Source organism: Bacteroides faecichinchillae JCM 17102 (assembly GCF_000614145.1).
In the GTDB taxonomy this organism is placed as follows: Bacteria; Bacteroidota; Bacteroidia; order Bacteroidales; family Bacteroidaceae; genus Bacteroides; species Bacteroides faecichinchillae.
On sequence record NZ_BAKK01000085.1, the window covers coordinates 1 to 6,755 of the forward strand.

At 36.3% G+C, this 6,755-nt stretch carries 6 protein-coding genes; all 6 read left to right on the plus strand.

Annotation, left to right across the window (positions count from 1 at the left end; all coding sequences use genetic code 11):
• Positions 1-656, plus strand: a 656-nt coding sequence (locus JCM17102_RS25235; RefSeq protein ID WP_033887201.1) for an SLBB domain-containing protein, incomplete at its 5' end; no start/stop codon positions are given.
• 12 nt (positions 657-668) lie between these two features.
• A complete protein-coding gene (locus JCM17102_RS20430; protein WP_025076501.1) occupies positions 669-1,799 on the plus strand; it encodes a chain-length determining protein in 1,131 nt (376 codons plus the stop codon).
• A gap of 31 nt (positions 1,800-1,830) precedes the next feature.
• Positions 1,831-3,774: a polysaccharide biosynthesis protein gene (locus JCM17102_RS20435; RefSeq protein WP_025076502.1), complete on the plus strand. Its 1,944-nt coding sequence runs from the start codon at positions 1,831-1,833 to the stop codon at positions 3,772-3,774.
• 38 nt (positions 3,775-3,812) lie between these two features.
• Positions 3,813-4,061, plus strand: coding sequence for a hypothetical protein (locus tag JCM17102_RS30125; protein ID WP_081800246.1), 249 nt, complete (start codon positions 3,813-3,815; stop codon positions 4,059-4,061).
• Positions 4,062-4,136: 75 nt separating this feature from the next.
• Entirely contained in the window at positions 4,137-4,418 is a 282-nt protein-coding gene (locus JCM17102_RS20440; RefSeq protein ID WP_025076503.1) for a hypothetical protein, read from the plus strand.
• Positions 4,419-4,899: 481 nt separating this feature from the next.
• Positions 4,900-6,414: an oligosaccharide flippase family protein gene (locus tag JCM17102_RS20450; protein ID WP_025076505.1), complete on the plus strand. Its 1,515-nt coding sequence runs from the start codon at positions 4,900-4,902 to the stop codon at positions 6,412-6,414.
• The last annotated feature ends 341 nt before the right edge of the window (positions 6,415-6,755 follow it).

Below are 6,755 nucleotides of genomic sequence, written 5' to 3' on the forward strand. Positions count from 1 at the left end.
AGGGTGAAATATTGTTTAGTGGTACTTATGCCTTGACCAGTCGTGAGGAACGTCTCTCAGATCTGGTGAATAAGGCTGGCGGTGCTACAAATTACGCTTATCTGCGTGGTGCCAAACTGACTCGTATAGCTAATGCCGATGAGAAAAAACGTATGGCGAATGTGGTTCGTTTGATGCGTCGTCAGTTGGGTGAAGCGATGGTTGATTCTTTGGGAATAGATGTTGAGGATACCTTTACTGTAGGCATTGATTTGGAGAAAGCATTAGCTAATCCTAAAAGTTCGGTTGATCTTGTTCTACGTGAGGGTGATGTAATTTCCATTCCGAAGAATACAAATACAGTCACTATCAACGGTGCTGTAATGGTGCCAAATACAGTATCTTACTTAAAAGGTAAGGATGTTAATTATTATTTGAATCAAGCTGGTGGCTATTCAGACAATGCCAAGAAGAGCAAGAAATTTATCGTATACATGAATGGTCAGGTGACTAAGGTAAAAGGTAATGGCAAGAAACAGATCGAGTCCGGTTGTGAGATCATTGTTCCGAGCAAGTCGAAGAAACGTACTAATATGGGTGAGATTTTGGGTTATGCCACTTCTTTCAGTTCTCTGGGCATGATGATTGCTTCTATTGCTAACTTGATAAAGAAATAATAGATACCTATTATGACAGAACAGAAACTAGATAAAGAAACCCCATCTGTTTCCAACACATCAAAAGCAGATGAAATGGAAATTGATCTGATGGATATCTTACGCAAAATAATCGGTATCCGCAAGACTTTGTATAAAGCTGCCGGGATAGGATTAATCATAGGCATTATAGTTGCTTTAAGTATTCCGAAACAATATACTGTTCAAGTTACCTTATCTCCCGAAATGGGAAACTCTAAAGGAAACAATGGGCTTGCCGGACTTGCAGCCTCTTTTTTAGGTAGTGGAGCAACAGTTGGTGATGGTATGGATGCATTGAATGCCTCTCTTTCGTCTGATATTGTGTCTTCTACACCTTTTTTATTGGAACTTTTAGAGATCAATGTTCCTGTTTCAAATAAAGGCGAGAACACAACTTTGACATCTTATTTGGATACACAGTCTTCTCCTTGGTGGAGCTATGTCTTTGGTATGCCCGGTATGGTAATAGGTGGTGTGAAGTCATTATTTACTGTTGACAATGAAGAGAGTACTGTTGATAAAATGAGATCCGGGACGATTACATTAACCAAAGAAGAAAAAGAAAAAATAGATGCTTTAAAGAAAAATATATCGGCTACAGTAGACAATAAAACAGCCATGACTAGTGTTTCTGTGGTTTTTCAGAATCCCAAGGTTGCCGCAGTTGTTGCAGATTCGGTTGTTCATAAATTACAGGAATGTATAACGGGGTATCGTACTTCCAAAGCTAAGGAAGATTGCATATATTTAGAGAAACTATTTAAAGAGCGTCAGGACGAGTATTATACTGCTCAGAAGAAGTATGCGACTTATGTAGATACTCATGATAATTTGATTCTTCAGAGTGTTCGTGCTGAACAGGAACGTTTACAGAATGATATGAGTTTAGCCTATCAGGTTTATAGTCAGGTTGCTAATCAATTGCAGGTAGCCCGAGCAAAAGTTCAGGAAGAGAAACCTGTGTTTGCGATAGTAGAACCTGCCGTCGTTCCACAACAACCTTCTGGTACGGGAAAGAAGGCGTATGTGATACTTTTTGTATTCTTGGCTGTAGTTGTCACGTCAGTGTGGAAGCTATGGGCAAAAGATCTTTTGGATAAGCTAAAGAAAGAACTAATATAATGTTTAAAGGGGAATCTATAGATATATCATCATGAAGAAATCATTGGAAAAGTTCCTTCAATACACCAGTCGGAATTTTTTTAGTTGCTGGCTAATTTTGGGGGTAGATACAATTATTGCCAGTTTATGTACATTGTTTACATTTGTCGGCATTCATTACATTACAGGTATAGAGTGGAATGCGATTCAATTGATTAAGGTAATAGCTGTTGCTTTATTGTCAAGTGTAGTCGGAGATCTGATATTCAATACATTCCGTAATACGATTCGTTATTCCGAGATAAAGGACCTGTGGCGTATCACTTGCAGTGTTTTGTTTAAAACGGCTTGCATGGCTGTTTTTGTTTTCTTCTTTTTTAAGGGGGATAAATTATTCGGCAGTCAGAATCTGGTATTTGTCATTTCTGACGGAATGCTAACTTTAGTCACTTTGATAGGTCTGAGAGTCTTAGTCATTGTCACCTATGAATCCTTAATTGGTATTGTCCGTAAAACAGATACAAAGATCTTAATTTATGGCACTGATGACAAAAGTGTTGCTCTTAAAACCCGTTTGCGTAATAGTTCCCATTATAAAATAGCGGGCTTTTGTATCTATAGTCCTGACCATAGTCGTCGAATATTGGTGGACTCTCGGGTTTATTCTTTTAGTAATAAAGAGAATTTTGACCTTCTGATAACAAAACATCATATTCAGGGCATTCTGTTTGCTCGTAATGAATCCATCAAAGAAGAAGAAAATCGCTTGCTTGAATACTGTAAAAGTAGCGGTATCAAAACAATGATAGCTCCTTCTATCAGTGAGGCCGATACGGATGGATTCTTTCATCAATTTGTTCGTCCCATTCGGATAGAAGATCTCTTGGGACGTGAAGAAATCAAAATCGATATGCAAGAGATTGCTTCCGAATATTGTAATAAGACTATCTTGGTAACAGGAGCAGCTGGAAGTATTGGTAGTGAGTTGTGCCGTCAGTTGGCTCAGATTGGAGTCCGTAAATTAATCTTGTTTGATTCTGCTGAAACTCCCCTTCATAATGTCCGTTTGGAGTTTGAGAAGAAATATCCTAATATTGATTTTGTCCCTGTCATTGGTGATGTTCGTGTGAAACAACGCATACGTATGGTTTTTGACCTATACCATCCCCAAATCGTTTTCCACGCTGCTGCTTACAAACATGTTCCCTTAATGGAAGAGAATCCTTGCGAGGCCGTTTATGTGAACGTAATTGGTTCTCGTCAGATCGCAGAAATGGCGGTGGAATATGAAGCAGAGAAGATGATTATGATCTCAACGGATAAAGCGGTCAATCCAACGAATGTGATGGGAGCTTCTAAGCGTTTGGCTGAAATTTATGTCCAAAGCTTGGGAACTGCTATTAAAGAAGGCAAGGTCAAAGGTAAGACTAAATTTATCACTACCCGTTTTGGAAATGTACTAGGTAGTAATGGTTCCGTAATTCCCCGTTTCAAAGAACAAATTGAGAATGGAGGGCCTGTGACGGTAACTCATCCTGATATCATTCGTTACTTTATGACTATTCCCGAAGCTTGTCGTTTGGTAATGGAAGCCGGTATGATGGGGCAGGGTAATGAGATTTTTGTCTTTGAAATGGGAGAACCAGTGAAGATTGTAGATCTTGCTGTCCGTATGATTGAGTTGGCCGGTTATCGCTTAGATGAGGATATAAAAATCGAGTTTACAGGTTTACGTCCCGGTGAAAAGTTGTATGAAGAATTATTGAGTACTGAGGAGAACACTCTTCCAACTTCCAATAAGAAGATCAAGATCGCTAAAGTTCGTCGTTATGAGTATGATGACGTGTTAGAAGCTTATGCTGATTTTGAGAATCTTGCTCGTAATGTAGAGATAATGAATACAGTTGCTTTAATGAAGAGGATTGTCCCGGAGTTTATTTCTAAAAACTCCCGGTTTGATGTCTTGGACAAAGGAGACTCTTTAGGTGAAAAATAAATTCACCAATAAGAAAAATATTATGAAGATAACAGGAAGTGGTTATTGAACGTATTTTTGTTTGTTGCAAGCCAAAGGTCGGAACGGCAGGGATCTCGATAGAGTCTTTCTACCACTCCAACAAAGTCCCTTATAACCTGTTTGAGAGATGGTACAAGAATGTCGATATTGTTCCTGTTGAAATGATAGGGAATGAGGTTGATGATAACGAAGAGGATAGTCGTACAATTAGTGTACTTACCTCCAATTCTTCATGCTGGATAAACAGAAGTTGGTATCGCCTTTAGCAATGATCTGACCACACAGCACCAGAATGTAGACTATCCCCCTTTGAAGTTGCTCATTGATAAGTTGGAGGAATTATGTTAGTGCTAAACGGAGGTATTCGATTGTGGCGTATCAATAATGTGAGCTATATGCGTTTGGGGAAATATGCTTTTTTTCAGATAGCTAAAGTTCCTGAGGCTTTGTGGTTTGTTGAACAGATAGGGCGGTTATACTTGATAGGGGTTGAATGTCTGATGTGGAGGTTGAGTGCGAAACAAATAAAAAACGAAGAAAAAAACAATGTCGATGAGATATTGAAAGGTTTAAGAAAAAAAAGTTTTGAAGATGTAACAGGAAACGAGATACCACTACGGTAAGATGATAGACACAGCTCTTGTCTATATGTTGAACGGATGGAATAACTTACTTGAATATCGTTATTGAAGGGAATATACAATAGATAACATGGTGAAGGAACATGCGTACGTTCATTTACAGCATCTCGCAAGAACTCTTCTTACTTCAGCAGTAAAAGGTAAGGGGATTGCTTTAGTCTTTTTTTATATTATTAAAACTGTAAAGATGTATCTCTTTGACATCAAGGGATACCTCACTTATGTGTACCATGAGATAATGTCCGGAAATAAAAACTACGAAACACTGATGAAATCAGTTGTTTCATGCTGATAATAGTTAAATCAAAGTTAAATTTAAAATGTTCGAATCTCTGGTTTACTGATTTTCAGTGATGTGGAAGGCGTGGAGTGCTTACAAAAGTGGATAAATGTTTTCAGTACTCATCTAAAAGAGCATAAAACCTCTTTGAAACGTTAGTTAACTAAAAAGAAGAATTTTATTATGAAAATATCCTCGGAAGTAAAAGATGCTAATATAGAGGAAACTCAATCTTATAGAAGTATTTTCAAGTCAACATCATTGTTTGGTGGAGTTCAGGTGTATAATATACTACTTAGCATTATTAAAACTAAATTCATTGCAGTTCTTCTTGGAACAACAGGAATGGGAATTATGGGCCTCTATCAAAGTACTATATGTCTTATACAAGGCTTTACTAATTTTGGACTTGAACAGAGTGCTGTAAGAGACGTAAGTGCAGCTAATGTATCTGGGTGTACTGAAAAAATAACTCATATTGTAGCTGTTATACAAAAACTTGTTTGGATTACAGGCTTATTAGGAATGCTATCTATGTTAGTATTTGCTTCATACTGGAGCAAATTGACTTTTGGAAACAATGATTATACAATTCCTTTTATTCTGTTGAGTATTGTTCTGCTACTGAATCAAATCAGTGCAGCCCAAAAAGTGATTCTTCAAGGAATGCGAAAATTAAGTTATTTAGCAAAATCATCTGCAATAGGTGCAACTGTTGGATTAATTGTTTCAGTTCCTCTTTATTATTGGCTTGGTATTAAAGGAATTGTCCCAACTTTAATATTAACAGCATTTACCACACTACTGATTACATGGTATTATGTTAGTAAGGTAAAAGTAAAAAAAGAAAAAGTAACGATAAAACAGGCAGTGGTCGATGGTCAAGTTATAATGAAGATGGGAGCTACGATGGCATTGAGTAATATTATGACCATGTGTATATCTTATTTGCTAAGATGGTTTATAAGAACCCAGGGTGGTATTGATGATGTTGGACTTTTTGCGGCTGGTTTTACAATCATTAATACATATACTGGTCTAGTTTTTACAGCAATGGCAACAGATTATTATCCAAGATTAGCTGCAGTGAATAAGAATATTGAAAAGGGAAATACAATTATTAATCACCAAATAGAAATAGCTATTCTTATTGTTGCTCCTTTAATAGCTTTATGTATTGTCTTTATGCCATTATTTGTAAGATTGATATATTCTGAAAAATTTTTAGATGCGGATTTATATATTATTTGGGCTGCAGTAGGTGTTTTGTTTAAAGCTATTTCTTGGTCTATCTCATATAATTTCATAGCAAGAGGCGATGCGAAACAGTTTATTAAGAATGAAATATTAGCTAAATTCTATGAGGTGCCACTACAACTTTTAGGTTTCTATTTTATGGGATTAGAAGGTCTAGGTATAGCTACTCTTGCATATTTTCTTATTTACACAATTCAACTTTACATAGTAGGACATAAAAAATTCGGCTTTACATTTAGTAAATCTTTTGGAAAATTATTTGTACCGCAGTTGCTTTTAGTAATATTTGCTTTAATTATTGCTCTTGTATTAAAAGAATCTTTAAAGACCTATTTTATTGGTGGCATTGTAGCTGCTTTTTCTGTGTATTTTTCGTTAAAAGGATTGGATCGTAGAATCTCTTTGCTTAGTGTGTTGAAAAGTAAAATATTAAGACAATAGTAACCTTTGAGATACTTATATAGTAAAATAAACAGTATACGTCCCAAAATGATATCTGTTAGCAGCCAATTTTGACGTATTATATTAAGAATAAAAATAAAATTTTGTAGCTTTAAAACAAAAGGCAATGTATAGCTACAATGATTTTGAACGTCTTTTTGTTCGTTACAAGGCAGAGGCTGTTTCAGAAGGGATCTAAATAGAATCTTTCTGTTACTTGAACAGAGTTTCTTATGACCTGTTTGAAAGATCAAGATTGTGATTTTTTCGTTATGAGGATGGTTCCAGAAGATGGGATACGTTGAAATACATATTGAAGGGTAGTCAGGCGAAATTCCTTT